Source organism: Amycolatopsis sp. NPDC049691 (assembly GCF_040675005.1).
Classification (GTDB): Bacteria; Actinomycetota; Actinomycetes; order Mycobacteriales; family Pseudonocardiaceae; genus Amycolatopsis.
In genome coordinates, this window is record NZ_JBFANX010000002.1 from 547,263 (window position 1) to 570,092 (window position 22,830).

A 22,830-nucleotide genomic window follows, 5' to 3' on the forward strand; every position below is an offset into this window, starting at 1 on the left:
TGCACGCCCGAGGGGCCTCTTCGTGTCGGCCTCAGTTCTTCTTCTCGGCGGGCGCCGGGGACGGCGCCTTGCCGTTCGCCTGCGGGCTCGGCTTCGCCGCTTCGGCGGGCTTCGGCGCGGGCGGGGTGGCCTTCGGCGGCGCGGGGGCGACCGGCGGCTCCTGCTTCGACCGGAGCACGTAGGCGGCGCCGGCGCCGACCACGAGCAGGCCGACCAGCCACGGCCACTTGCGACGGCTGCGCGTGCCCTTGGCCGCGGCCTTCGCCTCGACGACAGCGGCGTAGAAGTCCTTCTTCGCCGCCTTGAAGTCCTTCTTGCCGCGGCGCTTCGACTCGCCGGCCGCCTTCGCGGCCTTGATGGCGGCCTTCTTCGCCTTGCGGCCCGGCTTGCGCAGCTCGGAGAGCCGGGCGAGGGCCTCCTGGCGGGCGGCCTTCGAGCTCTTCTTGAGCTCCTTGCGGGTGAGCTCGGTCTTCTTCGCGAGCTGCTTCTGCGCGCGCCGGCCCTGCTTGACACCCTCGCTGAGGAGTTTGTCGGCGGTCTCGGCGGCCTGGGCTGTCGCCCGGGACATGGGCTTCACCTCATCATTCGTTTTGACACTGCTCTGTTACCCGTAACCTATCGTGCCCCTTTTCGCCGTGGCGCGCCGCAGATGGCACGATTGGGTCCGTGAAAGCAACGCTGCACACCAACCAGGGTGACATCAACCTGAACCTCCTCCCCGACCACGCGCCGAAGACGGTCGCGAACTTCGTCGGGCTCGCGGAAGGCACCAAGGAGTACACCCAGCCGAACGCGGCGGGCACGAACTCCGGCCCCTTCTACGACGGTTCGATCTTCCACCGGGTCATCGACGGCTTCATGCTGCAGGGCGGCGACCCGACCGGCACCGGCCGCGGCGGCCCCGGCTACAAGTTCGGCGACGAGTTCCACCCCGAGCTGCAGTTCAGCAAGCCGTACCTGCTGGCCATGGCCAACGCGGGGCCGGGCACGAACGGCTCGCAGTTCTTCATCACGGTCGCGCCGACCACCCACCTGAACTTCCGGCACACGATCTTCGGCGAGGTGGCGGACCAGGAGTCGCGCAACGTCGTCGACGCGATCGCGCGCACCCCGACCGGCCCGGCGGACCGCCCGCTGACCGACGTGGTCATCGAGAAGGTCACCATCGAGCACTGACGGCCCGCTGACGGCGGTTTCGGTAGGTTGGTGACATCGTGAACCAACCGCCGAACCCCGCCGCCGAGCAAGCCGCGCTCCCCGGGTGCTGGTGGCACCCGAACCGCCCGACCGGACTGAGCTGTTCCCGGTGCGGGCGTCCGGCGTGCCCGGATTGCCTCCGCGAAGCCCCCGTCGGCTTCCAGTGCACCGACTGCGTCCACAGCGGCACCCAGCAGCAGCGCCGTCAGCACCGCGGCTACCAGGAAGCCGGGCTCGGCGTGCGCACCATCGCCGGCGCGCGGCCGTCCGGGTCGTTCCTGGCCACGCAGGCCATCCTCGCGGTCAACGTGCTGGTCTTCCTCGTCACCGTCGTCCAGGCGCGCAGCCTCAACGACAACCAGGTGTCGAACGCCTTCCAGCTGGGCGTGCTCTGGGGCCAGGCGACGTTCGGCGCCGACGAGTGGTGGCGCCTGTTCACCTCGGGCTTCCTGCACTACGGCCCGATCCACATCGCGGTCAACATGTTCTCGCTGTGGATGATGGGCCGCGCGCTCGAACCGGTCTTCGGCAAGGTCCGGTACCTGGCGCTCTACTTCGTCTCGATGCTCGGCGCGTCCACGGCCGTGCTGCTCTTCGACAACCTCGACGGCGGTACCGCGGGCGCTTCCGGCGCGCTGTTCGGCCTGATGGGCGCGTACGCGGTCATCGTGCTGAAGCTGCGCCTCAACCCGACCGGGCTGATCATCACGCTCGCGCTGAACGCGTTCATCACCTTCGGCGTCGCGAACATCTCGATCCTCGGCCACGTCGGCGGCCTGGTCACCGGCGCGCTGGTCACCGTGGCGATGCTCTACGCGCCGCAGGCGCGCCAGGCGACCTGGCAGGCGGCCGGGGTCGCCATCCTCGTCGTCGCGATGATCGGGCTGCTGGTCTACAAGGACTCCGAAGTCGCGGCGCAGACCTGCCAGTTCGCCCAGTACCGCGGCCAGGAGCTCTACAGCTGCGGCTAGCCGCGCAGCGTGCTGAGCACGTCCAGGACGTCGCGGGGGTCTTCGCCGAGGTCCAGCCACCCGAAGACGTACAGCTCGTCTTCGTGCTCGACCTCGAGCGTGACGCCGTCGCGGCCCAGCCGGCGGGTGGTGCGCAACCGGGTCCGGGTCTGCGCCCACGGCAGCCGGTGCGTGCCACCGAGCGTCCGGGCCACCAGGCCCTCGGGGCCGGCGGCCAGGCGAGGCCGGACGAGCGTCGAGTGCGTGGCGAACGCGCCGACCGCCAGCGTGGCCAGTGCGAACAGCACCAAGCCACCGCGGTCGCCGGTCAGGGCGTCGGCCACCACGCCGACCAGCAGCAACGCGGTGACCGCCCACGCCGATACCACAAGGGCCCGGCGCGGCGCCCACGAGGTGGGGTAGTTATCCACAGGGGTTATCCACACTGGGGATGAGTCACACCGGTGTAATTCGGCGTCAAGCCGCCATTCGGAGTAATAATCAACGCCAGCGCATAGTCATGAGCAGACCCGCGATCATCAGCGCGAACCCGCCGGCGAAGTTCCAGTTGCCGAGGTCGGCCATCCACGAGATCTTGTCGCCGGCGATGTAGTTCACCAGCAGCCAGATCAGGCCCACGAGCATCAGCCCGAACATGGGGATCTTCCAGGCGAGACCGGTGGGACCGGCCGCCCGCACCTTCACCGGCGTGCGCCGGTCGGCAGGCGGGGTGTACGCCGTCTTCTTGCGGACCTTGGACTTGGGCATCGTGTTCCTCGCGGTGCTCTTCGGGCTCGTCTGGTGGCGATGACCCGCCTGGGGTGCGCAACCAGCGCCACGTGCACACGTTAACGTAAATGACCGCAGGAAAGCAGCGGCCGGGAGTGGTCGGATTTCCCGTACCGTGACGTCGGGGTCACCAAGTGTTGGACGCGGCTTGAGAGGAGCTTGCGTGACTACGCGCGAAGGACCGGATGACGACCGGCGCAGACACCCCGGACAGCGGCCCGCGCCCCAGCGCCGCCCGGTCCCGCCCCCGCGCGGGCAGCTGCCGCCCCGCCAGGCCCCCGGTCAGCCGCCGCGGCGTCCGCAGGGCCCGCCGCCCCGCCGCTACACCAGCCCGCCCCCGCCGCCCGGCGCGAACGAGGAGACCGTCGTCTTCGCCCCGGTCAAGGGCGGCACCGCGACCAAGGAGAAGCCCGCCCCGCCGCCGCTGGGCAAGGGCGGCGTCGCGATCCGGACGGCCGGCGAAATCCTCATCACGCTGGGCCTGGTCGTGCTGCTGTTCATGGTCTACGAGCTGTACGTGACCGACCTGTTCTCGGCGGGCAAGCAGTCCGAGGCGAGCGACCAGCTCGACGGCGAGTGGGCGCACGACCGCACCCTGCACCCCGAGCTGGTCGACGGCAAGGCGTTCGCCCGCATCCACATCCCGAGCTTCGGCGTCGACTACAACTTCACCATCCAGGAGGGCACCGACGACGCCTCCCTGGAGGTCGGCCCCGGCCACTACAAGGGCACGGCGCTGCCCGGCGAGCCCGGCAACTTCGCCGTCGCCGGCCACCGCGTCGGCAAGGGCGCCCCGTTCAACGACCTGGACAACCTCTCCTCCTGTGACCAGATCGTGATCGAGACCTCGACCGACTTCTACATCTACAAGGTCCTGCCCTACGACGACGAGATCGAGAACTGGGCGGGCGGCAAGGGCGCCGACCCGAAGTGCAAGGGCGTCTCGACCCTGCGCGACCCGAACGCCGAGGAGGGTGGCGCGTACAGCGAGACCTTCGGGCGCAAGGTCGTGCTGCCCAGCCAGGGCACCGCGGTGAACCCGGTCCCGTACAAGGACGCCGACGCGCTGCCGAAGGCCCAGCAGGCCGCGCTGCTCACGCTCACGACGTGCCACCCGCAGTTCTCCGCCAAGGAGCGGCTCATCATCACGTCGGTGCTGACCCAGCAGGTGCCGAAGGACCAGGTCAAGGACTACGGCGACCTGCTTTCGAAGATCGGGGAGGCCTGATGTACGCCTGGCTGTGGCGGAAGTTCCCCGGCCCGTTCGCGGTGAAGCTGACGATCGCGGTGGTGCTCGCGCTCGGCGTGGTGGCGCTGCTGATGTTCGTGGTGTTCCCGTGGCTGGAGCCGCGGCTGTGGTTCAACGAGGTCGCGGTCAACTGAGGTTCGGCGTCTTCCTGGTCAGCGGCCGGTTCCCCGGCCAGGCGGACGGCGACGTCCTCCGCCGGTCGGTCCAAGCCGAACACCACTTCATGCCCTACGGCGTCTGCCCGTCCGCGCTCACGCTCGCGGCGCACGTGCTCGGGCGGACGTCGCGGATCAGGGGCTGCCGCTGCTGCTCGGCCTGCACGCCGACGACGAAGAGAAAGCCGAGACCGTCGCCGCCTACGGGAAGCCGGCGGACCACGTCTCGACCGTGCTCTGCCAGGTGGGCGACGCCGACGTCGTGCGGCGAGCGCTCCCGGCGTGGCTGAAGGACGGGCTCGGCGCCCACGTCACGGTCGACGGGCGGCCCGGCCCGGCCCGGGATCCGGGGGAGTACACGGAACGGCTTTGCGCGATCCACCCGGTCGGCGACGCCGGGCACTGCGTCCGGACGCTGGAAACGAGCCTCCGGCGCACCGGCGTCTCCCACGTGCTGATGCTCGTGGAAGCGTCCGGTACGCCGGAGGGCACGTACGCGAACATCGCGCGGATCGGCACCGAGGTGCTGCCCGCGCTGCGGGCTAGCAGTCCCGCAGTTCCGGGCTCTGGTTGAGCAGCTGGCCGCGCGGCGAGACGAACGCGCGGTAGCGGTCACCGTCCACTGTGCCGTCTTCGGACTGCTTGAAGACCGCGACCCGGTGGCAGTTCTGGAAGGCCAGCTTGACGCCGAAGTGGCGCTCGAGGCCGCCGCGGATCGCGTCCGACGCCAGGGCCCGCAGCAGCTGGCCGCGGGCGGCCTCGCTCGGCGGCGGCGTCTCGTTGTCGGCGAACCCGTCCACCGCACCCTCGGCGTCGGCGATGACGCCGGTGATGACCTCCCAGGCGTACGGCAGGGATTCCTTGACGCACGTGACGAACTCGGCGTCGGTGACCTCCCCGCGCTCGGCCTTCTCCAGCAGCGCGGGTGACACGTCCAGGGACATCGAACCTCCAAGTTGAGCAGGGCCACTCTCCTGGCTACCGGCCGGGCGACCCCGCCACAAGAGAAAACGATGATCATCACCAATATGGCGGATTCACTCCCAGCGGAAGAGCTTGGCCGCCAACGCCGTGCCGATCGCCGCGAAGCCGGCGAGGACGACCAGCTGCAGCGGCTGCACGCCGGTGCCGACCCAGGCGTCCTGCAGCGGCTGCGTGCCCGGCGGGACGTAGTCGCCGATGCGTTGCAGGACGACCGGCAGCAACGCCCGCGGCAGGTACACGCCGCCGAAGAACATCGCCGGGAGGAACGCGATCAGCGCGAACCCGCCCGCCGCCTTGGCCGTCCGGGCGACCGCGGCCGCCAGCAGGCCGAACGAGAACATCGAGACCGTGCCGAGCAGCAGCGTCAGCAGGAACAGCAGCGGGTGCTTCGGCAGCGGCACGTCGTAGACCGCGTTGGCCGTGGCGAGCACCAGGCCGATCCCCGCCAGCGCGACCACGACGTGGATCAGCAGCTGCGCGCCCAGCAGGTTGAGCGGGTGCACCGGGGTCGTGGCGAGCCGGCGCAGCACGCCCTGCTCGCGGTAGGTCGCGACCGCGCCGGGGATCGACTGCAGCGCCAGCATCGCGAGGCTGACGACGATCAGCGACGGCACCCAGGCGTCGATGAAGCGGTGTCCGCCGGCGGCCGGGCTGGGTTCCGTCATGCCCGGGATCGCGCCGACGGCCAGCAGCACGGCGGTGGGCAGCAGGAGTCCCGCGATCGCCATGAACGGCGTGCGGAGGAAGAGCTTGGTTTCGGTGGCGGTGATCTTCGCGAAGGTGTTCACAGGGTGCTCCTCGTGAGCGAGACGAACGCGTCGTCCAAAGTGGATGCTCCGGCCGCGGCGCGGAGCTCGGCGGGCGTGCCGGTCGCGACCACGCGGCCGGCGTCGAAAACCGCGACGCGGTCGCAAAGCCGCTCGGCCTCGTCCATGAAGTGCGTGACGAGCAGGACGGTGACGCCGGCGGCGCGCACGCCTTCGACCAGCCGCCACGTCTCGCGGCGGGCGTGCGGGTCGAGCCCGGTGGTCAGCTCGTCGAGGATGGCCAGTTCGGGGTTGCCCACCAGCGCGAGCGCGATCGACACGCGCTGCTTCTGGCCGCCGGAGAGCTTCCCGAAGCAGCTGCGCGCGTGATCGCGGAGATCGAGCCGGTCCAGCAGGTCGTCGACGTCGGCCGGGTCCGGGTAGAAGGAGGCGAACAGCTCCAGTGCCTCGCGCACCCGCAGCTTCGCCGGCAACTGGCTTTCCTGCAGCTGCACGCCGACGCGGCGGGTCAGCGCGGCACGCTCGGCCGCGGGGTCGAGGCCGAGCACGGAGATCTCCCCGGCGTCGGCCCGGCGGAGGCCCTGCAGGCATTCGACCGTGGTCGTCTTCCCGGCGCCGTTCGTGCCGAGGATGCCGAAGATTTCGCCGCGGTCGACGGTGAACGAAACGCCGTCGACCGCGACCCTGGAGCCGTAGCGCTTGCGGAGATCGGTGACTTCGATGAGGGGCATGGCAACGAAGCTACGAACTCGCGGCCGTCCGCAGAATGACGCTGAATCCCCAGCTCAAGTAGGGTTTTGCTGACGCAGGGGTGGGCCTGGCCCCACCCCGGCCGGGGAGCTTCGGCCAGTGCGCGGACGCGGGTGGTCCGGCGAGGATCCAGGGGGAAGGAGGTGCCGGATGACGTACCTGCGGGCGCTCGGGCGGGCCTGCGCGCTGGCCGCGTTCGCGTTCCTCAGCTGGATCGACGTGCTGGTCGAGCTGATCGCGTTCGCGCTGCTGTGCGTCGGCCTGGTCTTCTTCCTCGGCCCCGCGGTCGAATGGGCGCGCGGCCGCTCGAGGGTGGCGCGGACGCTGGCCGCGCGCTGGTGCGGCGTCGAGATCGCCTCGCCGTACCGGCCCGAGCCGCCGGAACCGGTCCGCGAACGCGACGGCTGGTACCGCGACGGCAACCAGCTCTACAAGCGCGCGTTCTGGATCCGCTGGCAGCACCGGCTGACCTGGGCGCTGGAGGACCCGGCGGCCGGGCGCGAGTTCACCTGGCAGCTGCTGAATCCCTTGGCCACGCTGCTGCTGCCGGTGGCCGTCCTGCTCGGCGGCCCCGCCGTGCTGCGCGGCTACGGCCACTGGACGCGCTGGTGGCTCGGCCCGCGCCCGCCCGCCGAAGCCCGCAAGAGCGCGCCGCACCGGCACCTCGAAGCGCTGGGCCACCAGGGCGGCATCTTTGCGCTTTCCTTGGTACAGCTGATCTTTTCGGTGCCGCAGCTGGTCCTCATGGTCGGGTTCCCGCCGTTGGCCGTGCCGGTCGTCCTGTGGACCCGGTCGATCACGGACACGCTGCGGCGGGAGGCCGGGAACTGGACGGGGGTACGGATCGTCCGGCCGTATCTGCCGCCGCCGGGGTTGCCGGTACCCCGGCCCGACGGGCTCTACCAGGTCGGCAAGCAGCTGCACGAGGAGCCGTTCTGGCCGGTCCAGCACGCTCGCACGCGCTGGGTCCTGCGCGACCGCGCCACCTGGCGCGACCTCGCCGGCGCCGTGCTCGGCACGCTGGTTTCGTTCGTTCTGCTCCTGCCGACGGTCGTGCTGGTCACCCTGGGTCTCGTCGGCCTCGGGGCGCTCTGGGTGTGGCGGCCGTTCGTCTCGTCGCCGGTGACCTGGTGGCCGTTCCCGGAGGTCTCGACGCACCTCGGCGCGCTCGCGCAGACCCCGGTCATGCTGGCGATGGTCGTCGCCGGCCTGTGGCCGACGACCTGGCTCGCCCGGCAGCAGGCGCGGTTCGCGCGCGCCTGGCTGGGCCCGACGGAGGCGACCCGCCTCGCCGCGCGCGTCGAACGGCTGAAGCAGACGCGCGCGGACGTCACGGTCACGCAGGCGGCGGAGCTGCGGCGGATCGAACGCGACCTGCACGACGGGATCCAGTCGCGGCTGGTCGCGATGGGGATGAAGCTGGGCGCGGTCGAGGCGCTCGTCGACACGGACCCCGCGGCGGCCAAGCGGCTCGCGGCCGAGCTGCGGGCGGCGTCGTCGGAGGCGCTCACCGAACTGCGCGTGCTGATCCGCGGCATCCACCCGCCGGTGCTGTCCGAGCGCGGGCTGCTCGACGCCGTGCGCGCGCTGGCCCTCGACAGCCCGCTGAAGACGGAGGTCACCGGCTCGCTGCCGGGTCGCGTCGAGGAGCCGGTCGAGGCGTGCACGTACTTCGCGGTGTCGGAGCTGCTGGGCAACGCGGCGAAGCACGGCTCGAAGCGCGCGTCGATCGACGTCGGGTTCGCCGACGACCAGCTCACGGTGGTGGTGACCGACGACGGCCCGGGCGGCGCGGTTCCGGCCCGGGGTTCGGGACTCCGCGGAATCGAGCGCCGGCTCGGGGCCTTCGACGGTAGGTTGACGCTGACCAGCCCGATCGGCGGGCCGACGAAGGCGGTGGTGGAGATCCCGTGTCAGCTCACCCCCGAGTCGTCGTCGCCGAAGACCAGTACCTCCTCCGAGACGGCCTGACGCACCTGCTGGCGGCGCACGGCTTCGACGTCGTCGCGGCGGTCGGCAGCGGTCCCGAACTGGCGGCCGCGTTGCGCGCCGAGAAACCCGATGTGTCCATTGTGGACGTCCGGATGCCGCCGACGAACACGGACGAAGGACTGCAGGTCGCGCTGGCCGCCCGGCGCGAAACGCCGGGCCTGCCGATCTTGGTGCTGTCCCAGCACGTCGAGCAGCTCTACGCGCGCGAACTGCTCGCCGACGGCACCGGCGCGATCGGCTACCTGCTGAAGGACCGCGTGTTCAACGCGGACCAGTTCATCGACGCCGTCCGCCGGGTCGCGGCCGGCGGCACGGTGATGGACCCCGAGGTGATCGCGAAACTCGTGGCGGGCAACGCGTCCGACCCCCTCGCCGCGCTGACCCCGCGCGAACGCGAGGTCCTGGCCCTGATGGCGGAGGGGTGTTCGAACGCGGCGATCGCGTCCCGGCTGCACTTCAGCGAGGGCGCGGTCGGCAAGCACACGGCGAACATCTTCGCGAAGCTCGGGATCTCGGCTTCGGACGACACGAACCGCCGCGTGCTCGCCGTGCTGGCGTACCTCGGTGCCGCTTAGCCGCGCGAAACCCGGGTCATCTCCTCGCGCTCCACGACCTTGATCCGCTCACGGCCGGCCGCCAGGCCCAGCGCCTTCTCGTGCGCGTCGAGCTTGCCCCAGCCTTCCCAGGTGGTGTACGGGATTCCCCGCGCCGCCAGGAAATCGAGGATCGCGTCCGGGGAGTCGTACTTCGGGGCGGTCAGCGTGTCCGCGTCCGCCAGCAGGCTCGCGATCGTCTCGGCCGCGTCGCCCTTCGTGTGGCCGATCAGGCCGATCGGGCCGCGCTTGATCCAGCCCGTCACGTACACGCCCGGCAGCTGGTTGTCGTCCAGGTCCAGCACGCGGCCGGCCTGGTTCGGGACGACGCCTGCCACGTGGTCGAACGGGATCTCCGGCAGGTGCGACGACAGGTAGCCCACCGCGCGGTACACCGCCTGGACGTCCCAGTCGTGGAACTCGCCGGTGCCGCGGACGTTGCCGTCGCCGGTCAGCTCGGTGCGCTCGGTCCGCAGGCCCGTCACGCGGCCGTCCTCGCCGAGGACTTCCGCGGGCGAGTGGAAGAAGTGCAGGTGCAGCCGCCGCTGCCGGGTGCCCGGCTCGCGGATCGCCCACTCCTGCAACGTCTTCACGACCATGTCGATCTGCTTCGACGCGCGCAGCGCCGCGATGCTGCCGTCGTCGAACTCGATGTCCTCGGGGGACACGATGACCTCGACGTTCGGCGAGTGGTCCAGCTCGCGCAGCTCCAGCGGCGTGAACTTCGCCTGCGCCGGCCCGCGGCGGCCGAACACGTGCACGTCCGTGACCGGGCTGGCCTTCAGCCCCTGGTAGACGTTGTCCGGGATGTCCGTGGTCAGCAGCTCGTCGGCCGTCTTCGCGAGGATGCGGGCGACGTCGAGAGCCACGTTGCCGACGCCGAGGACCGCGACCGAGGACGCGTTCAGCGGCCAAGTTCGCGGCACGTCCGGGTGGCCGTCGTACCAGGAGACGAAGTCGGCGGCGCCGTGGCTGCCGTCGAGGTCGATGCCCGGGATGTCGAGCGCGCGGTCGGCGGAGGCGCCGGTCGAGAAGATCACCGCGTCGTAGAACTCACGCAGCTCGTCGAGCTTGATGTCGGTGCCGTAGTCGATGTTGCCCAGCAGGCGGATGTTCGGCTTGTCCAGCACCTTGTGCAGCGCCGTCACGATGCCCTTGATGCGCGGGTGGTCGGGCGCGACGCCGTAGCGGATCAGCCCGAACGGTGCGGGCATGCGCTCGAACACGTCGATCGTCACGTCGGCGTCGGACTTGTCCAGGATGTCGGCGGCGTAGATGCCGGCAGGACCGGCGCCCACCACGGCTACACGAAGAGATCGGCTCACACCCTCCACGGTAAGTTAGGGTCACCTAACCAGAAATGTGATTTACCGTACGGTCCACCAGCTGGGAGCCGGTAAGCTCGCCGACATGCGCGTTCTCGTCGTCGACAACTACGACAGCTTCGTCTACAACCTGGTCCAGTACCTGGCCCAGCTCGGCGCCGACTGCACGGTCTGGCGCAACGACGTCGTGGACCTCGACCGCGTGCCCGAGTTCGACGCCGTGCTCGTCTCGCCCGGCCCGGGAACTCCCGAACGCGCTGGTCAGAGCATGGATGTCATCCGCAAGTGCGCCGAGACGCGCACGCCGATGCTCGGCGTCTGCCTCGGCCACCAGGCCCTCGGCGTCGTCTACGGCGCGACCGTCGACCGCGCGCCCGAGCTGCTCCACGGCAAGACCAGCCAGGTCCGCCACGAAGGCACCGGCGTCCTCAAGGACCTGCCGGAGGAGTTCACGGCCACCCGGTACCACTCCCTGACCGTGGTGCCCGACACCATCCCGGCCGACGTCTTCGAGGTCACCGGCCGCACCGAGTCCGGCATCGTGATGGGCATGCGCCACCGCGAGCTGCCGCTGGAAGGCGTCCAGTTCCACCCGGAGTCCGTGCTCACCGAGGGCGGCCACCGGATGCTCGCGAACTGGATGGCCATGGCGGGTCACCCCGTCGACCCCGTCCGCGTCGACGAGCTCGAGCAGGCGACCAAGGCGCTCCAGAAGGCCGCTGTTGCGTGATCCGGCTCGCGGGGGTCGGCAAGCGGTACGGACGTGGTGACTTCGTCCTCCGCGACGTCGACCTGAGCGTCGAGCCCGGCCACGTCGTCGGCGTCCTCGGCAGCAACGGCTCCGGCAAGTCGACGCTGCTGCGGATCATGGCAGGCGTCTCGCACGCGACCACCGGCGTGGTGACGGGAAACCCGCGGATCGGCTACCTGCCCGACCGCTTCCCGGCCGGCCAGCGCATGGGCGCGCGGGCCTACCTGCGGCACATGGCCCGCATCCGCGGGCTCGCCGACCTCTCGGTGATCGACCCGCTGCTGGAGCGGCTCGCGCTGGTCGGCGGCCCGACCGCGCCGCTGCGGACGCTGTCCAAGGGCAACGCCCAGAAGGTCGGCCTCGCGCAGGCCGTCATGGTGCGGCCCGACCTGCTGATCCTCGACGAGCCGTGGTCCGGGCTCGACGTCGGCACGCACGCGATTCTCGGCGAGCTGGTCGCCGAGACGCGGGCGCGCGGTGCGAGCGTCGTGTTCACCGACCACCGGCCGCAGGTGGTGCACGACCACGCCGACGTCGTCCACCTCATGGCCGGCGGCAGGCTCACGGCCGAGAGCGCCGAGCCGACCACGCGGATCGTGCTGCGCGGCGACGGCGCAGGCTGGGCGGACGAGCCCGGCGTCCGGCACGCGGTCGTCGAAGGCCCGCAGGTGGTGCTCACCGTCGAAGTCGCGAGCGTGGACGCGGTGCTGCTGCGGGCGTTGAAGGACGGCTGGTCCGTACGAGAGGTCGCGCCGTGCTCGCCCTGACCCGCTACTACCTGGCGCTGCTCGGCCATTCGCAGCGGTACCTGCCGGCGCTGCTGGCCTACCTCGCGCTGTGCGTGATCCTCTACGCCGACCCGCACTCGCCGCCGCTGCCGCTGTTCGGCGTGAGCGCCGGCGGGCTGCTCGTCGTGTCGTGCTGGCTGACGATCGCGCTGCTCGACATCGAGGACCCGGTGCAGCGCCTGGTGACCTTGAGCCACGCGCGGCAGTGGCGGCGGATGATCACCGGCGCGATCCTCACCGTGCTGGCCTGCGCCGCGGTCCTCACGGTGCTCACCGAGGTGTGGTCGGCGGTCAAGTCGTTCAAGGTCCAGCCGGCGGCGCTCGGCATCGGGCTGCTCGCCCACCTCGCGTGCGCGCTGCTGGGCATCGCGATCGCGCTGCCGTGTTCGCGGCTGCTCGTGCAGCGGATCGGCTGGACGGTGCTCGCCGCCGTCGTCACGCTGATCGTCGTGCTGCTGGCGAAGATCCCGCTGGTCCACCCGCTGCTGCACGCCCTCACCGACGACGAACCGGTCGGCGGGCCGCTCGTCCTGGCGCTCGTGACGTCCGTGGTGGTGCTGGCCGTCAGCTTCGTCGTCGTTTCACGGCTGGTGCAACGCCGTTCCTGAGTGCAATTTGCAATCTTCAAATTCCCGGCCAGGGTATCGGCGGGTGCTCGGCGCCGACTAGTGTTCGGGTCCTCTCCGATTCCTGGCGAAGGGAGAACGGGTGACGGCGGGGATCGTCGCGATCACCGGGCCAGACTCCGAAGGCGAGCTCAAGGAGCTCGCCGCCTGGCTGCGCGGCGAGGACGAGCTCCGCGGCCGCGTCCAGCTGTTCGACGCCGTCGTGGTCGGCGTGACCAGCAACTCCGCCGGCGTCTTCTGCCGCTCGCTGATCGCCTGGCTGCGACGCTGCCGCGAAGCCCGTGTCTCCCTGAAGGTCAAACGCTCCGGCGCGGCCGAAGAACTGGAGCTCGACTGCGGTCCGGCGAGTGACGCCGACCAGATTCTCGGTGCGGTGCAAGGGTTCCTCGACAAGGCCTGACGAACGACGAAGGCCCGCACGGCGAACCGTGCGGGCCTTCGTCGGGTGGATCGGATCAGGGACTGCCGGTGGTCGTCGGGAACAGCGGACCCTCGGAGACCGAGATCGTGATGTTCTGGTCCTTGTCGATCTGCTGACCCGGCTGCACGCTCTGCTTGGTGACCGTGCCTTCGGGCTTGTTGCTGGTCCGGTCGGACTGCTGCCGCAGCTGCCCGGTCCAGCCCATGCTCTGCAGCTTCGCCTGGGCGTCGTCGGCCGTCATGCCGACCAGTTGCGGCATCTCGATCTTGTTGTCCGGCTGGCCCGTCGACACGGTCAGGGTGATCGTGCTGCCGACCGGCACCGAACCACCGTTCGGCGTCTGCTGGAGGACCTGGTCCTTCGGCTGGTCGGACTGCTGGTCGACGCGCTTGACGTTGAAGCCCAAGGCGGTCAGGGCGGACTGCGCTTCGCTGAACGACTTCCCGGTGTAGTTCGGCACCTGCTTCTGCGCCTTGCCCTTGCCGATCGAGATCGACACGCTCGTGCCCTGCTGGACCTGGTTGCCGGCCTGCGGGTTCTGGCTGACGACCTTGCCGACCTGGTCCTGGTCGGTGACGTCGACCTCCTGCACCGACTGGTTCAGGGTGAGGCCGGCTTCCTTCAGCTTCGCCTCGGCGTCGTCCTTGCTCAGGTCCTTCAGGTCCGGCACGGGCACCTTGCCCGGCGGCGTGCCGATCGTGAGCGTGATCTGCGCGGTGGTCGCGACCGGCGTGCCCACGTCCGGCGTCACCGCGATGACCTGGTTGACCTGGTCACTGGTGCACGGCGTGTTGCCGCTCGCGTCGGGCACCCCGCAGATCACGGTCTTGTTCGGGGCGAAGTTGTTGAAGCCCTTCTCGCGGAGGGCGGTCTTGGCCGCCACCTCCGACTGTCCCTTGACGTCGGGGATCGCCACCGTGCCCGGCTCTTCGTTGCCGCTCTTGAACGACCCCGACAGCCACATGATCAGCAGCACCGCGCCCAGCACGAAGACCGCGGCCAACGCGGCCAGCAGCGTCCGGCGCCGGCGCTTGGCCTTCGGGTCCTCGTCGTCCGCGGCGTCGTACTCCTCGTAGCGCTGCGGCTGCCGCCGGTCGGCGTTCATCACCTGCGTGCGCTCGTCCTCGGACATCACCATCGGCGCGGCCGGGCGCTGGCCCGAGAGCGTGCGCACCAGGTCCGAGCGCATCTCCGCCGCCGACTGGTAGCGGTTCGCCGGGCCCTTGGCCAGCGCCTTCAGCACGACGGCGTCCAGCTCGGGCGCCACCGCCGGGTTCACCGACGACGGCGGGTTCGGGTCCTCCCGGACGTGCTGGTAGGCGACCGCGACCGGGGAGTCGCCGGTGAACGGCGGCTCGCCGGTGATCAGCTCGTACAGCACGCAGCCGGCGGCGTAGACGTCGGAACGGGCGTCGACCGACTCGCCCCGGGCCTGCTCCGGCGACAGGTACTGCGCCGTGCCGATCACCGCGGCCGTCTGGGTCATCGCGGACTGGCCGTCGTGCATCGCGCGCGCGATGCCGAAGTCCATCACCTTGACCGCGCCGTTCTTCGTGATCATCACGTTGGCCGGCTTGACGTCGCGGTGCACGATGCCGTGGCGGTGCGAAAAGTCGAGTGCCGCGCAGACGTCGGCCATGACCTCCATGGCCCGCTTCTGCGACATCGGGCCCTCGGTCTTGACGATGTCCCGCAGCGTCCGGCCTTCGACGTACTCCATGACGATGTACGGCAGCGGACCGAACTCGGTGTTGGCCTCACCCGTGTCGTAGACCGCGACGATCGCCGGGTGGTTGAGCGCGGCGGCGTTCTGCGCTTCGCGGCGGAAGCGCTCCTGGAACTGCGGGTCCCTGGCGAGGTCGGCACGGAGGATCTTGATCGCGACTTCCCGGCCGAGACGCACGTCGTGGCCGTGATGGACCTCGGACATGCCTCCGTAGCCGAGCGTTTCGCCCAGCTCGTACCGGTTGGAGAGCAGTCTGGGTGTGCTCATCTCTGGGTGCCGTTCCATTCCGTCCAAGGTGCGGTCATGATGCCTTGCTGGCCATCGTCGGTCGTGCCGGGAGAGTCCGCCGGTATCGCGCTCGACACGGGCGGTTGCTCCGCGGGCGGCTGTCTGCCCGGGACCACCTGGCTCTGCGTCTGGCCGGGGTGCGGTGGCGAGCCCGAGCTGCCGATCATCTTCGCCACGAGGACGATGGCCGCCACCAGGACAACGAGCAGGATGGCCGCGAGGAGCGCCCACCAGCCCCACTGGGACTTCTTCCGGGGCGCCGGCACCATGGCCGGGCGCATGACGGGCCGCGACGGCGGGCCGATGGCGACCATCGGGTTGCCCGGCGGCGACTGCGGGCCCACCGGCATGTGCTGCTGCTGCGGCGGGACCGGCTGCGGCGCCGGTTGCGGCACCGGCTGCTGCTGTTGCTGCGGTTGCGGCACCGCCGGCTGCTGGCCGGTCGCGTAGCTGGCGTTGACCAGCCCGCGCGGCGTCGGCAGCGGCAGCCCGGCGCGGACCGCGGCGACGGCGGCCGCGAACTCGCCGCCGCTGTTGTAGCGCTGCCGCGGGTCCTTCACCAGCGTCGCCTCGATCACCGCGCGCGCGGCGGGCGGGACGTCCGGCGGCAGCGGCGGCGCGATGTCGCGGATGTGCATCATCGCGACCGTCACGGCGTTCTCGGACAGGAACGGCCGGTGCCCGGCGAGGCATTCGTAACCGCACACGGCCAGCGAGTAGACGTCGGACGCTGGCTCGGCCGGGTGCCCGAGCGCCTGCTCCGGCGCGATGTAGTGCGCGGTGCCCATGACCATGCCGGATCGGGTGACCGGCGCGGCGTCGGCCGCCTTGGCGACGCCGAAGTCGGTGATCTTCACCTGCCCGGTCGAGGTCACCAGGATGTTGCCCGGCTTGACGTCCCGGTGGACCAGGCCCTGCTCGTGCGCGGCCTGCAGCGCGTTGCCCGCCTGCTCCAGCATGTCGAGCGTGAACTCCGCCGACAGCCGCCCGTGCTTGGCCAGCAACCCGGCCAGCGGGTCGCCGTCGACGAGCTCCATCACCAGGTACGCGATGGAGAGGTCACCGTCGAAGACGGTTTCGCCGTAGTCGTGCACCGCGGCGATGCCGGGGTGGTTGAGGGACGCCGTCATCCGCGCTTCGGTGCGGAAGCGGTGGAGGAATTCGGCGTCGCCGGAGAGCTCGGCCTTGAGGATCTTGACGGCCACGGTCCGGTCCAGCCGGGTGTCGCTGGCCTGCCAGACCTCGCCCATCCCGCCGACGGCGATCCGGTTCGTCAGCTTGTACCGCTCGGCCAGCAGCTGACCCGAGGACAGCATCCGCTATCCACCCCCGAGCCTGGCGTTGATCGCCGCGCGGCCGATCTCCGACGCGACCTTGCCGCCGGTGGCCGCGAGACCGCGGTTGCCGCCGTCTTCGACGATCACGGCGACCGCGATCTGCGGGTCGTTGGCCGGGGCGAAGGCGGTGTACCAGGCGTGCGGCGCGGTGTTCTTGGAGTCCGTGCCGTGCTCTGCCGTACCGGTCTTCGACGCGATCTGGATGTCCGGGCGCTTGCCGCCGCCCGCGGTGAAGCTCTCCGAAGCGATCATCATGTCCTTGAGGATCGCGGCGTTCGACGACGACAGCGCCGGGGTGCCGGTGAGTTCGGTGGGGCTGTAGTCCTCGATGGTCGACAGGTCCGGTGCCAGCACCGACTGCACCAGCTGCGGCTTCATGGCCATCCCGCCGTTGGCGACGGTGGCCGCGAGCAGGCAGTCCTGCAACGGGGTGATCCGGACGTCGCGCTGGCCGATGCCGCTCTGGTAGAGCGCGCCCTGCGAGTCGAGCGGGCCGACCGTCGACGGCGCGACCTTCATCGGCACGGTCAGGTCGGTCTGCCCGATGCCGAAGTTCGCCGCCGTCTTCCGCAGCTTGTCCGCGCCGAGCTGGCCGGCGAACTCCGCGAACGGCACGTTGCACGAGTGCGCGAGCGCGTCCTTGAAGGTGCTGCCGGGGCACGCTTCGCCGGCGTAGTTCTCCAGCGTGACGCTCGTGCCGGGGAGCTTCGTGTTCGGCGCCGTGTTGACCGGCGTGTCCGGGCCCTTGCCGTCCTCGAGCGTGGCCGCCGCGGTGACCAGCTTGAACGTCGACCCCGGCGGGTAGGTCTCCGAGATCGCCCGGTTCAGCATCGGGTTCTTCGGGTCCTTGACGTAGGAGTTCCAGGCGTCGGTCTGCGCCTTCGACGTGTGCGAGGCCAGCTTGTTCGGGTCGTACGACGGCGTCGAGACCATCGCCAGGATCCGGCCGGTCTTCGGCTCCATCGCGACGACGGCGCCGGTGTAGCCGCGCTGCGTCATCAGGTCGTACGCGGCCTTCTGGACGGCCGGGTCGATGGTCAGCCGGACGTTGCCGCCGCTCGGGTCGCGGCCGGTGACCATGTCCGACAGCCGCCGCACGAACAGGCGCGGGTCGGAGCCGTTCAGGACGTCGTCCTCGGAGCGCTCGAGCCCGCCGGAGCCGTAGTTGATCGAGTAGTAGCCGGTGACCGGCGCGTACATCGGGCCGTCGACGTAGGACCGGATGTACTTGTACTTGTCGTTCGACGGGTCGACCTTCGCCAGGACCTCGCCGTTCGCCTGCGACACGATCTGGCCGCGGCGGCGGGCGAACTCGTCGTAGAGCACGCGCGCGTTGCGGGAGTCGGTGCGGTAGTCGTCGGCCTTCACGACCTGGATGTAGGTCGCGTTGGCCAGCAGCAGGACGACCATGACGAGCATCGCCATGCCGACCTTGCGCAGCGGGGTGTTCATGCCTGCTTGCCCCCGTCCGCCGGCGGGCGCTGGACGAGCACGGTGTGCGCTTCGGCGATCGGCGCCTGCTGCTGGGGCTGCGGCTTCGGCCGGGCGGCGGGCCGCCGGGCCGCGTCGGAGATCCGGAGCAGCAGGGCGACCAGGATGTAGTTCGCCAGCAGCGACGAACCACCCTTGGACAGGAACGGGGCGGTGATACCGGTCTCCGGGATGAGCTTCGTGACCCCGCCGACGACGACGAAGATCTGCATGACCATGGTGAACGCCAGCCCGCCGCCGAGCAGCTTGCCGAACGTGTCGCGCACGGCGAGCGCGCTGCGCATGCCGCGCATGGCGACCAGCAAGTACAGCATCAGGACGGCGGCCAGCCCGATGAAGCCGAGCTCTTCGCCGATCGCCGCGGTGATGAAGTCGGTGTTGGCCTCCGGGACCATGTCCGGGCGGCCGGCGCCGAGCCCGGTGCCGCCGATCCCGCCGGTGCCGAGGCCGAACAGGCCCTGCGCGATCTGGTAGCCGCCGCCGAGCTTGTCGTACGTCGCCAGCGGGTCGAGCCAGTTGGCGACGCGCTGCTGGACGTGCGTGAAGAGGTTGTAGGCGATCAGGCAGCCGGCGACGAAGAAGCTCAGGCCGAGGACGACCCAGATGATCCGCTCGGTCGCCACGTACAACATCATCAGGATGACGCTGAAGAACAGCAGCGACGTGCCGAGGTCCTTCTCGAACACCAGGATGCCGATGCAGGCGACCGCGGCGATGAGGATCGGGCCGAGGTCACGGGCCCGCGGCAGCTCGACGCCGAGGAACTTCTTGCCCGCCACCATGAACAGGTCGCGCTTCGACACCAGGAACGAGGCGAAGAAGACCATCAGCAGGATCTTCGCGAACTCGCCCGGCTGGATCGAGAACCCCGGCAGCTTCAGCCACACCTTGGCGCCGTTGACCTCGGACAGGCTCGACGGCAGCAGCGCGGGCAGTGCCAGCGCGACGATCCCGACCAGGCCCGCGGTGTAGCCGTAGCGGGTCAGCGTGCGGTGGTCGTTCACCACGACCAGCACGGCGACGAAGAACCCGAGCGAGATGACGGTGAACAGCACCTGCGCCGTGACGGCGGGGGTGTAGTCCTTCCCGTTCTGCACGGCCTTTTCGGCCAGGGCCAGGTCGATCCGGTGGATCATCACCAGCCCGATGCCGTTCAGCAGCGCGACGCAGGGGAGCAGCACCGGGTCCGCGTACGGCGCCCAGCGGCGCACGGCCAGGTGCGCCGCGGCGAAGATCGCGAGGTAGGCGAGGCCCAGCCAGACGATCGACCAGGTGAGCTCCTGCTCCTGGTTCGCCTCGACCAGCACCAGCGCGATGGTGACGATGAACGCGGCGAACCCCAGCAGCACCAGCTCGGTGTTGCGGCGGGTCGGGACGTCGCGCGGCGGGTTCGTCTGGAACTGCGCGGCGAGCGGCTCGGCGGCACGCGCGGCGGGCTGGCTCATCAGTTACCGCCTCCCGTCGTCGGTGCCGTCGAACTCGGCGTCGAGCAGTCCCTCCCCGCTGGCTGGTTCGCCGACGACGGAGCAGTGGAGCCGGCCGGAGCCGACGGAGTGGACGTCGGCGCAACCGGGCTGGTCGGCGTCGGGGACGGCTGGCCGCCCGTCGGCGCGCAGTTGTTCAGGCGCTTGTGCAGCTGCAGGAAGTCGTCGATGTACTTCCGGGCGTCGTCGAGGCTTTCCTTCTTGACGCCGTTCTGCACCGCCAGCCGCGCGTCCTCCTGGAGCTGGTCGACGCGCAGCTTGTCCGTGCACACCTGGTTGGGCGGGCACGAGCCCTGCTCGTAGGTGTGCAGGTCGATGCCGAGGATGCTGCCGGGAACGCCGCGGTAGATCACGACTTCCTGGTCGGCACCTTCGCCGACATAGTACTGACTCAGGACGAAGTACCGGGTGGCGATGGCGGCTGCGGCGAGCACGACGAGCACCACCAGCGCGCCGGCGAGCCAGCGGAACCGCTTCCGGCGCTTGGCCTTCGGGTCTTCGCTCGGCTGCGGCAGCTCCGGCCGCGGCTGCGGCGGCGGCTGGGTCAGCGCCCGTGCGCGCGCCGCGGGCGAGTCGCCCTGGTGCCGTTCGTCGCTGCCGTCCCCGGCGGCGCCGCCCACGATGGGCGCGTCCTCGCCGAAGTCGACGTCGACCACGTCGGCGATGATCACCGTGACGTTGTCCGTGCCGCCGCCCTTGAGCGCCAGCTCGATCATCCGGTCCGCGCACTGCTGCGGGTCCGCGATCTGCACGGCCTCGGCCAGCGTCTCGTCGCTGACCATGCCGGACAGGCCGTCCGAGCAGATCAGGTACCGGTCGCCGGCCCGGGCTTCGCGCACGGTCAGGCTCGGCTCGACCTCGTGCCCGGTCAGCGCCTTCAGCAGCAGTGACCGCTGCGGGTGCACCGCCGCCTCTTCGGGCGTGATCCGGCCCTGTTCGAGCAGCTCGTTGACGAAGCTGTCGTCGCGGGTGATCTGCGCGAACTGGCCGCCGCGCAGCAGGTACGCGCGCGAGTCGCCGACGTGCACCAGCCCGAGCCGGTTGCCGGCGAACAACACAGCCGTCAGCGTGGTGCCCATGCCGTCGAGGTCGGGATCCTGCGAGACGAGCTCGGCGATGGCGGCGTTGCCGTTGGCCACCGCCTCCCGGAGCTGCGCGAGGAGGTCGTCGCCCGGCTCGTCGTCGTCGAGCGGGGCGAGCGAGGCGATGACGACCTTGCTGGCCACCTCACCCGCCGCGTGGCCACCCATACCGTCGGCGAGCGCGAGCAGGCGAGGGCCGGCGTACACGGAGTCCTGGTTGCTCGAACGCACCAGGCCCCGGTCGCTGCGGGCTGCGTAGCGGAGGACGAGAGTCATGGGCGAAGCTCGATCACCGTCTTGCCGATCCGGATGGGGACTCCGAGCGGGACCCGGAGGGGTGCAGTGACCTTAGCCCGGTCCAGGTACGTCCCGTTCGTCGAGCCCAGATCTTCCACGTACCAGTCCTCACCGCGCTGGGCGATCCGCGCGTGCCGGGTCGACGCGTAGTCGTCGTCGAGCACCAACGTGGAGTCGTCGGCCCGGCCGATGAGGATCGGCCGGCCGTCCAGCGCGATGCGCGTCCCCGCCAGCGCGCCGTGGGTCACGAGCAGCTGCTGCGGGGACTTGCTGTTGCGCGGCTTCTTCTCCTTCTTGCGCCCGAAGGTCGGGACCTGGACGCGCATGCCCGACGCCGCGTAGAGGTCCGAGCGGACGACTCTGAGCGCGGCGAACACGAAGAGCCAGAGCAGCACGAGGAAGCCCACCCTGGTGAGTTGTACGACCAGCTCTGGCACTTGGTGTGTCCGCTCCCGACTCGTCCGTGCAGCCGCGACGCGGGTACGCCGCGGTCCCCCCGCACGTCAATTCTGCGGGAACAGTATTCCGTGCCCGGAGTCAGCCCTGTGTACGGAACACGAGGGACGAATGCCCCACCCGGATGACGTCGCCATCCGCGAGCTGCCAGGTCTGGACCGGAGTGCCGTTCACGGTCGTGCCGTTGGTCGACCCGATGTCGGCGAGCGTCGCGCTCTGGCCGTCCCAGGTGATCTCCAGGTGCCGGCGCGAGACGCCGGTGTCCGGGAGGCGGAAGTCCGCGTCCTGGCCGCGGCCCACGACGTTCCCGCCCTGCTTCAGCGAGTACGTGCGGTTCGAGCCGTCGTCCAGCTGCAGGCTCGCCGCGAGCTGGCGGCCCGGCGCCGGCGGGGCGTAGCCACCCTGCTGGCCGTACGGGTCGGCGGCCGGCTGGCCGTACGCCGCCTGCTGCCCGTACTGGTCGTAGCCGCCCTGCTGCTGGCCGCCGTACTGGTCGTAGCCGCCCTGCTGGGGCTGGGCGTAGCCACCCTGGTCGTACCCGCCCTGCTGGTAGCCGCCCTGGTCGTAGCCACCACCCTGGGGCTGGGCGTAGCCGCCCTGGTCGTACCCGCCGCCCTGCGGCTGGCCGTAGCCCTGGTCGTAGCCGCCGCCCTGGGGCTGCGCGTACCCGCCCTGGTCGTAGCCACCCTGCTGCTGGCCGTACTGGTCGTAGCCGCCACCCGGCTGCTGCTGGCCGTACTGGTCGTAGCCACCGCCCTGCGGCTGGCCGTAACCCTGGTCGTACCCGGGCTGCTGGCCACCCTGCTGTCCGTAGCCGTACTGGCCCTGCTGGCCGTACGGGTCACCCTGGTCGTATTGGCCGTAGCCGGGGGGCTGGCTCATTGCTGGGTCTCCTGCGTTGCTGGGTCGTGCCGACCGCGGTGAACCGGCGCCTGAGGGGCGGGCGTCTGGATCGACGGACGAACGGGTCTTGAACTGTCCAGTATGCAGCGCCTCGTTGCGCTCGAGTGATACGACGACGTCACCATAGGTGTCCAGGCCCTCGGCGGCGAGGTGTTCCGCCACGGCCTTGGCGAGCACCTGGGTGACGCGTTGCTCGTCGCCGGCCATGCGCTCGTGGTCAGCCGCCCCCAGCGACACGATGTAGTGATTGGGGGCGAGCTGCCGACCGCCTGCCAGCTCACGAACGTTCTCCTCACTCTCCCGCTCCAGGGCGATCGCCACTTCCTGCGTGACGACGTTGCCACCGAACATGCGCGCGAAAGTGTTCCCCACCAGGTTCTCGAGGCGTCTGTCGAAACGCTCGACGCGGCTCACCGGGGAAAACCTCCT

26 protein-coding genes are annotated in these 22,830 nt (G+C 70.6%); 11 read left to right on the forward strand and 15 right to left on the reverse strand.

What is annotated here, in order from left to right; all coding sequences use genetic code 11:
• Positions 1-31: 31 nt before the first annotated feature.
• Positions 32-568, reverse strand: a complete 537-nt coding sequence (locus AB0J40_RS06850; protein WP_364448589.1) for a hypothetical protein — start codon at positions 566-568, stop codon at positions 32-34.
• Positions 569-666: 98 nt separating this feature from the next.
• Here AB0J40_RS06850 and AB0J40_RS06855 point away from each other — a divergent pair, with 98 nt between their 5' ends.
• Together AB0J40_RS06855 and AB0J40_RS06860 are read left to right on the forward strand one after the other, a co-directional pair.
• On the forward strand, positions 667-1,176 hold the full coding sequence (locus tag AB0J40_RS06855; RefSeq protein ID WP_364448591.1) for a peptidylprolyl isomerase: 510 nt from the start codon (positions 667-669) through the stop codon (positions 1,174-1,176).
• 38 nt (positions 1,177-1,214) lie between these two features.
• Positions 1,215-2,168, forward strand: coding sequence for a rhomboid family intramembrane serine protease (locus tag AB0J40_RS06860; RefSeq protein WP_364448594.1), 954 nt, complete (start codon positions 1,215-1,217; stop codon positions 2,166-2,168).
• Here AB0J40_RS06860 and AB0J40_RS06865 read toward each other — a convergent pair.
• A complete protein-coding gene (locus tag AB0J40_RS06865) occupies positions 2,165-2,536 on the reverse strand; it encodes a PH domain-containing protein (protein ID WP_364448733.1) in 372 nt (123 codons plus the stop codon). The two genes, AB0J40_RS06860 and AB0J40_RS06865, sit on opposite strands and share 4 nt — an antisense overlap.
• A 112-nt stretch (positions 2,537-2,648) precedes the next feature.
• Positions 2,649-2,915: a cell division protein CrgA gene (gene crgA / locus AB0J40_RS06870; protein ID WP_155548322.1), complete on the reverse strand. Its 267-nt coding sequence runs from the start codon at positions 2,913-2,915 to the stop codon at positions 2,649-2,651.
• 280 nt (positions 2,916-3,195) lie between these two features.
• Here crgA and AB0J40_RS06875 point away from each other — a divergent pair, with 280 nt between their 5' ends.
• Together AB0J40_RS06875 and AB0J40_RS06880 are read left to right on the forward strand one after the other, a co-directional pair.
• A complete protein-coding gene (locus AB0J40_RS06875) occupies positions 3,196-4,164 on the forward strand; it encodes a class E sortase (RefSeq protein WP_364448735.1) in 969 nt (322 codons plus the stop codon).
• Complete coding sequence (locus AB0J40_RS06880) at positions 4,164-4,319, forward strand: hypothetical protein (protein WP_086675995.1); 156 nt, start codon at positions 4,164-4,166, stop codon at positions 4,317-4,319. Before AB0J40_RS06875 ends, AB0J40_RS06880 begins: the two co-directional genes overlap by 1 nt.
• A 94-nt stretch (positions 4,320-4,413) precedes the next feature.
• Here the strand turns inward: AB0J40_RS06880 and AB0J40_RS06885 are convergent, their stop codons facing one another.
• A complete protein-coding gene (locus AB0J40_RS06885; RefSeq protein ID WP_364448598.1) occupies positions 4,414-4,563 on the reverse strand; it encodes a hypothetical protein in 150 nt (49 codons plus the stop codon).
• Positions 4,564-4,572: 9 nt separating this feature from the next.
• On the opposite strand from AB0J40_RS06885, the gene AB0J40_RS06890 reads away from it, so the two are divergent.
• Positions 4,573-4,914, forward strand: coding sequence for a hypothetical protein (locus tag AB0J40_RS06890; RefSeq protein ID WP_364448600.1), 342 nt, complete (start codon positions 4,573-4,575; stop codon positions 4,912-4,914).
• Here AB0J40_RS06890 and AB0J40_RS06895 read toward each other — a convergent pair.
• The 3 genes from AB0J40_RS06895 to AB0J40_RS06905 form a co-directional block, all read right to left on the reverse strand.
• A complete protein-coding gene (locus tag AB0J40_RS06895; RefSeq protein ID WP_364448603.1) occupies positions 4,883-5,284 on the reverse strand; it encodes an SCO5389 family protein in 402 nt (133 codons plus the stop codon). The two genes, AB0J40_RS06890 and AB0J40_RS06895, sit on opposite strands and share 32 nt — an antisense overlap.
• A gap of 93 nt (positions 5,285-5,377) precedes the next feature.
• Positions 5,378-6,112, reverse strand: coding sequence for an ABC transporter permease (locus AB0J40_RS06900; protein WP_364448606.1), 735 nt, complete (start codon positions 6,110-6,112; stop codon positions 5,378-5,380).
• The gene (locus tag AB0J40_RS06905; protein ID WP_364448609.1) at positions 6,109-6,822 is read right to left on the reverse strand and encodes an ABC transporter ATP-binding protein; all 714 of its coding nucleotides are present in this window, start codon (positions 6,820-6,822) and stop codon (positions 6,109-6,111) included. Before AB0J40_RS06905 ends, AB0J40_RS06900 begins: the two co-directional genes overlap by 4 nt.
• Positions 6,823-6,991: 169 nt before the next feature.
• On the opposite strand from AB0J40_RS06905, the gene AB0J40_RS06910 reads away from it, so the two are divergent.
• Both AB0J40_RS06910 and AB0J40_RS06915 read left to right on the forward strand, forming a co-directional pair.
• Positions 6,992-8,812 carry a histidine kinase gene (locus tag AB0J40_RS06910; protein ID WP_364448611.1) on the forward strand — a complete coding sequence of 607 codons (1,821 nt, stop codon included), beginning with the start codon at positions 6,992-6,994 and terminating at the stop codon, positions 8,810-8,812.
• Positions 8,752-9,408, forward strand: coding sequence for a response regulator transcription factor (locus AB0J40_RS06915; protein WP_364448613.1), 657 nt, complete (start codon positions 8,752-8,754; stop codon positions 9,406-9,408). The genes AB0J40_RS06910 and AB0J40_RS06915 overlap by 61 nt, the downstream gene beginning before the upstream one ends.
• Here the strand turns inward: AB0J40_RS06915 and AB0J40_RS06920 are convergent.
• Positions 9,405-10,724: an FAD-dependent oxidoreductase gene (locus tag AB0J40_RS06920; protein ID WP_364448738.1), complete on the reverse strand. Its 1,320-nt coding sequence runs from the start codon at positions 10,722-10,724 to the stop codon at positions 9,405-9,407. The two genes, AB0J40_RS06915 and AB0J40_RS06920, sit on opposite strands and share 4 nt — an antisense overlap.
• 112 nt (positions 10,725-10,836) lie before the next feature.
• On the opposite strand from AB0J40_RS06920, the gene AB0J40_RS06925 reads away from it, so the two are divergent.
• The 4 genes from AB0J40_RS06925 (at position 10,837) to AB0J40_RS06940 (ending at position 13,316) form a co-directional block, all read left to right on the forward strand.
• Complete coding sequence (locus AB0J40_RS06925) at positions 10,837-11,481, forward strand: aminodeoxychorismate/anthranilate synthase component II (RefSeq protein WP_364448615.1); 645 nt, start codon at positions 10,837-10,839, stop codon at positions 11,479-11,481.
• The gene (locus AB0J40_RS06930; RefSeq protein WP_364448617.1) at positions 11,478-12,269 is read left to right on the forward strand and encodes an ATP-binding cassette domain-containing protein; all 792 of its coding nucleotides are present in this window, start codon (positions 11,478-11,480) and stop codon (positions 12,267-12,269) included. The genes AB0J40_RS06925 and AB0J40_RS06930 overlap by 4 nt, the downstream gene beginning before the upstream one ends.
• Entirely contained in the window at positions 12,257-12,898 is a 642-nt protein-coding gene (locus AB0J40_RS06935) for a hypothetical protein (protein ID WP_364448619.1), read from the forward strand. Before AB0J40_RS06930 ends, AB0J40_RS06935 begins: the two co-directional genes overlap by 13 nt.
• Before the next feature lie 100 nt (positions 12,899-12,998).
• Complete coding sequence (locus AB0J40_RS06940; RefSeq protein ID WP_364448622.1) at positions 12,999-13,316, forward strand: hypothetical protein; 318 nt, start codon at positions 12,999-13,001, stop codon at positions 13,314-13,316.
• A 55-nt stretch (positions 13,317-13,371) separates the two neighbouring features.
• On the opposite strand, the gene pknB is transcribed toward AB0J40_RS06940, so the two are convergent.
• From pknB to AB0J40_RS06975, 7 genes are all read right to left on the reverse strand, one after another.
• Positions 13,372-15,330: a Stk1 family PASTA domain-containing Ser/Thr kinase gene (gene pknB / locus AB0J40_RS06945; protein WP_364448624.1), complete on the reverse strand. Its 1,959-nt coding sequence runs from the start codon at positions 15,328-15,330 to the stop codon at positions 13,372-13,374.
• Positions 15,327-16,667, reverse strand: a complete 1,341-nt coding sequence (locus tag AB0J40_RS06950) for a serine/threonine-protein kinase (RefSeq protein ID WP_364448626.1) — start codon at positions 16,665-16,667, stop codon at positions 15,327-15,329. The genes pknB and AB0J40_RS06950 overlap by 4 nt, the downstream gene beginning before the upstream one ends.
• Before the next feature lie 3 nt (positions 16,668-16,670).
• Positions 16,671-18,140, reverse strand: a complete 1,470-nt coding sequence (locus AB0J40_RS06955; protein ID WP_364448629.1) for a penicillin-binding protein 2 — start codon at positions 18,138-18,140, stop codon at positions 16,671-16,673.
• Complete coding sequence (locus AB0J40_RS06960) at positions 18,137-19,624, reverse strand: FtsW/RodA/SpoVE family cell cycle protein (protein ID WP_364448632.1); 1,488 nt, start codon at positions 19,622-19,624, stop codon at positions 18,137-18,139. Before AB0J40_RS06960 ends, AB0J40_RS06955 begins: the two co-directional genes overlap by 4 nt.
• Complete coding sequence (locus tag AB0J40_RS06965) at positions 19,624-21,021, reverse strand: protein phosphatase 2C domain-containing protein (RefSeq protein ID WP_364448634.1); 1,398 nt, start codon at positions 21,019-21,021, stop codon at positions 19,624-19,626. The genes AB0J40_RS06960 and AB0J40_RS06965 overlap by 1 nt, the downstream gene beginning before the upstream one ends.
• Positions 21,018-21,479, reverse strand: a complete 462-nt coding sequence (locus AB0J40_RS06970) for an FHA domain-containing protein (RefSeq protein ID WP_003079002.1) — start codon at positions 21,477-21,479, stop codon at positions 21,018-21,020. Before AB0J40_RS06970 ends, AB0J40_RS06965 begins: the two co-directional genes overlap by 4 nt.
• Before the next feature lie 100 nt (positions 21,480-21,579).
• Complete coding sequence (locus AB0J40_RS06975) at positions 21,580-22,815, reverse strand: DUF3662 and FHA domain-containing protein (RefSeq protein ID WP_364448636.1); 1,236 nt, start codon at positions 22,813-22,815, stop codon at positions 21,580-21,582.
• Positions 22,816-22,830: the final 15 nt, after the last annotated feature.

Bases quoted from the DNA above. Each gene is read 5' to 3' on its own strand.
- AB0J40_RS06925 (WP_364448615.1), top strand. From the start codon at position 10,837: ATGCGCGTTCTCGTCGTCGACAACTACGACAGCTTCGTCTACAACCTG.
- AB0J40_RS06880 (WP_086675995.1), top strand. From the start codon at position 4,164: ATGTACGCCTGGCTGTGGCGGAAGTTCCCCGGCCCGTTCGCGGTGAAG.
- crgA (WP_155548322.1), bottom strand. From the start codon at position 2,915: ATGCCCAAGTCCAAGGTCCGCAAGAAGACGGCGTACACCCCGCCTGCC.
- AB0J40_RS06960 (WP_364448632.1), bottom strand. From the start codon at position 19,624: ATGAGCCAGCCCGCCGCGCGTGCCGCCGAGCCGCTCGCCGCGCAGTTC.
- AB0J40_RS06910 (WP_364448611.1), top strand. From the start codon at position 6,992: ATGACGTACCTGCGGGCGCTCGGGCGGGCCTGCGCGCTGGCCGCGTTC.
- AB0J40_RS06950 (WP_364448626.1), bottom strand. From the start codon at position 16,667: ATGCTGTCCTCGGGTCAGCTGCTGGCCGAGCGGTACAAGCTGACGAAC.
- AB0J40_RS06955 (WP_364448629.1), bottom strand. From the start codon at position 18,140: ATGAACACCCCGCTGCGCAAGGTCGGCATGGCGATGCTCGTCATGGTC.
- AB0J40_RS06905 (WP_364448609.1), bottom strand. From the start codon at position 6,822: ATGCCCCTCATCGAAGTCACCGATCTCCGCAAGCGCTACGGCTCCAGG.
- pknB (WP_364448624.1), bottom strand. From the start codon at position 15,330: ATGAGCACACCCAGACTGCTCTCCAACCGGTACGAGCTGGGCGAAACG.
- AB0J40_RS06850 (WP_364448589.1), bottom strand. From the start codon at position 568: ATGTCCCGGGCGACAGCCCAGGCCGCCGAGACCGCCGACAAACTCCTC.
- AB0J40_RS06965 (WP_364448634.1), bottom strand. From the start codon at position 21,021: ATGACTCTCGTCCTCCGCTACGCAGCCCGCAGCGACCGGGGCCTGGTG.
- AB0J40_RS06895 (WP_364448603.1), bottom strand. From the start codon at position 5,284: ATGTCCCTGGACGTGTCACCCGCGCTGCTGGAGAAGGCCGAGCGCGGG.